Origin of the sequence: Brevundimonas sp. (genome assembly GCF_023259385.1) — a bacterium.
GTDB lineage: Bacteria > Pseudomonadota > Alphaproteobacteria > Caulobacterales > Caulobacteraceae > Brevundimonas.
Window position 1 is genome coordinate 1 of the sequence record NZ_JAHFPF010000331.1, and the last position, 3,064, is coordinate 3,064.

Sequence of the window (3,064 nt, forward strand, 5' to 3'; positions counted from 1 at the left end):
GCTTCGTCGGAAGCGGCATGGGTCCGCGCTCGAGGAGAACCTCGCAGATCATCTCCATGAACCTGAGCTTGCCGAACGCCAGCTGGCCGGCCGCGCCGACCGCTGTCGTCGACGGCGAGACGTCGAGGCTCGCCGCCAGTTGCCGCAGTTCGTAGACGTGAAGAAGGCTGAGCAGATCGGACACGCCCGGCTTGCCGATCGTCGCCGGCATCGCCAGCGCCGGCACAATACCGGGCTTCGCCACCCGGAAGCCCACGTGAAGGGGCAGGCATCCTCGCAGCTCACCCACGGCCGCCGGCGTCGAGAGAACCCAGATCTCCGCCAGATACGCCTTGGCGGCCGTCACCAGATGGACCAGGGCGCTCCGATCGGAGGCCGCGTTCCAGAAGAAGATCCCGCAGATCCGGCCGTCCTCGATCACCGCGAGGTCTACCTTGCCCCCACACGGCAGACGCAGGTCCCGCATCGTCCTGCAGTGGGGGCGTTCATTCTCCAGCCAGACATAGGCCGCATCGATCAGATAGCCGGTCATGCGGCGACGCTCCGGTGAACCGCTTCCCGTTCCAGGTCGAACGCATCGAGCGCTTCCTGTTTGGCGCGGCCGAGGATCTCGCGGATCGAGCCATCCGCCTCGAGCAGATGCACCACCCTGTGACCCAGGGGCCCTCGCGCGATGACGCCCGCCTGCAGGAACCCTAGAACCGTGGTCCCTTCACGCCAGGCGAACACCAGGCCGCCGTCCGACGCACCCAGCGCCGACGGCAAGCGCAGCAGATGTTCCGGGGTCATCCCGTGGAACGACGCCCTCCGGACAAACTCCGTGATGAACGCATGGCCCAGCCGGATGGCCTTGGCGATGTCGTCTCCGGTCACGACGTGCGTCGGCTCGACGATCAGCCCCGAAAGCTTGTCATACCAGGGCTGGCAGAGCCCCAGCTCCTCATCATCGACGATCATTGGGTTCTCCAAGTCGGTCTCTCCTGTGTGATCAGATCTGTTTCGCCCCGGCCGCGAGCCGGCCCCGGGCAGCGCTCCCCGAAAATCGAAGGGCGGGCCGCGGCGGCCGCAACGGCTTCGCCGTCCTCCGCTGCGCTGCGGTCCTGCGGATGCGTCCCCCGCTCGGAGCCCGCCCGATTGGTTTCGGGTCGCCCGGGGATCGGCCCCGCGCGCGAGGAGGCTTCCAAATGAAGGATCGCAAGAGTCCCGCCGACCGGATCACCGCCAGCATCATCGAGCAGCTGGAACAGGGCGTTCGGCCATGGACCAAGCCGTGGGCGTCCAAGGCCGGCGGATCCGTCGCACTGCCGTTGCGCGCCAACGGCGAGCCCTATCAGGGCATCAATGTCGTCATGCTCTGGCTTCGCGGAGCCACGGAGGGCTACTCCGGGTCCCGATGGATGACCTACCGCCAGGCCGCCGCCCTCGGCGGGCAGGTCCGCGCAGGCGAGAAGTCCACCCTCGTCGTCTATTACGGCCAGTCCCAGGCCAAGGGAGAACCCGATCCGTCCGCCGGCGACGCAGACGCCCGCAGCTTCCGTTTCCTGAAGGGCTATCCCGTCTTCAACGTCGAACAGATCGACGGCCTTGACGCCGAGTTCTACCCGACACCGGTCCCCGCCCAGGAACCCGATGCGGCCGCCGAACAGGCCCGCATCGCCTCGGTCGAAGAGTTCATCGCCGCTACCGGCGCCCAGATAAGCTGGTCCGGAGATCAGGCCTACTACGCCCCGGGCCCGGACCACATCCGCCTCCCCGAACGACACCTGTTCCGCGACATCGAGCAGGCCTACGCCACGGCCGCGCATGAGTTGATACACTGGACCGGCGCCAAGCACCGGCAGGACCGCACGTTCGGCTCCAAATTCGGCGATCCCGCTTACGCCCGCGAGGAGCTGGTGGCTGAGCTTGGAAGCGCCTTCCTCGGCGCCCACCTCGGCTTGCGGCCCGACCACATCGAGGACCATGCGGCCTACCTCGACCACTGGCTGAAGGTCCTGCGCACCGACAGCCGCGCCATTCTTCGCGCCGCGTCCCAGGCCCAGGCCGCAACCGATTACCTTCTGGCCATCGCTGGACGCGCGGTCGCCCCTATCACGGAGGATCTCGCAGAGGCCGCGTGAGGCCAGAGCCGCGCCCGCCTCACGGCGGCGCGGTGTTTCCGGGGCGGGGCCGTGCATCAGGCAGGCTCGCTCGTGAACAGCCAGCCGTTCACCTGCAGGACCTCGCCCGTGTCCATGCACGTCGCTTCGAACGTCCCGTCCAGCTCGGCGTCTGCAGCGTGGGCGAGATCTAGATCCACGCCCGCCGAGAAGAAGTCTCCGCGGCAGTCATGGCCGCGCTCGGCGGCCAGCTGCGCGGGCGATCTTGGGGCGGCGCTCACAGCACCGCCCCTTCGATCGCTGCGCGCCCCTTGGAGGGAGGGGGGACAGAGGCGCGCGCGATTTGCGGTTTTCCGGCTTCGACGGGCGAGACCGGCGACGCCGGCGCGAGCGCCAGACTGACGCTATGCCCGGCGAAGAACTTCAGCAGCTCCTCGCCGCTGATGATCCGGACGTCGCCGCACTGGCGTTGCATCTGGCGCAGTCGCTCGGGCGTCCGTCCCGTATGGACGAACAGCCCTCGCGCCTTGCGCCTTTGGCAGACGGCGTCGAAGGCCCAGACGTGATCTTCCTTGATGTAGGCCTTGTATCTCTTGGCCTGGATGAGCCACCGTTCGCCGTTCAGCGTGAACTGACCGTCGATTCCGCCGTCTCCGGAGTAGGAAGTTCCCCGGATGATGTTGACACCGCGTCGGGCCAGCTCCGAGAGGATCATGTCCTCGAACCGGTAGGGGCACACCTTGCGCAGGTAGCCGAAGACTCGCCCCGGGTTTTCCAGCGGCGCCATCGAGCGGATGAGCTTCAGATCGTCCCAGGAACGACGCTCGTTGTAGGCGTGCTGTTTTTGCGCCTTCGTCGGTTTCGGCCGGCGCAGGAATCCGATGAAGAGCGCGAACAGGAAAAACCCCGCCAGATAGGGCAGGGCGGGTTGCATCGCGGTCCAAAGGGCACCGGCGATATCGATG

At 67.4% G+C, this 3,064-nt stretch carries 5 protein-coding genes; 1 reads left to right on the top strand and 4 read right to left on the bottom strand.

Going from position 1 to position 3,064, the window contains the following annotated elements; all coding sequences use genetic code 11:
• Both Q0C81_RS17740 and Q0C81_RS17745 read right to left on the bottom strand, forming a co-directional pair.
• Positions 1-532 (bottom strand): hypothetical protein (locus tag Q0C81_RS17740; protein ID WP_291841087.1); only part of this gene is annotated, 532 nt, incomplete at its 3' end.
• Positions 529-957: a hypothetical protein gene (locus Q0C81_RS17745; RefSeq protein ID WP_291841089.1), complete on the bottom strand. Its 429-nt coding sequence runs from the start codon at positions 955-957 to the stop codon at positions 529-531. The genes Q0C81_RS17740 and Q0C81_RS17745, both read right to left, overlap by 4 nt.
• Positions 958-1,184: 227 nt before the next feature.
• Between Q0C81_RS17745 and Q0C81_RS17750 the strand changes: the two genes are divergently transcribed.
• Complete coding sequence (locus Q0C81_RS17750) at positions 1,185-2,120, top strand: zincin-like metallopeptidase domain-containing protein (RefSeq protein ID WP_291841091.1); 936 nt, start codon at positions 1,185-1,187, stop codon at positions 2,118-2,120.
• 56 nt (positions 2,121-2,176) lie between these two features.
• On the opposite strand, the gene Q0C81_RS17755 is transcribed toward Q0C81_RS17750, so the two are convergent.
• On the bottom strand, positions 2,177-2,380 hold the full coding sequence (locus Q0C81_RS17755) for a hypothetical protein (protein ID WP_291841093.1): 204 nt from the start codon (positions 2,378-2,380) through the stop codon (positions 2,177-2,179).
• On the bottom strand, positions 2,377-3,064 hold a 688-nt coding region (locus Q0C81_RS17760), incomplete at its 5' end, for a restriction endonuclease (protein ID WP_291841095.1). The genes Q0C81_RS17760 and Q0C81_RS17755, both read right to left, overlap by 4 nt.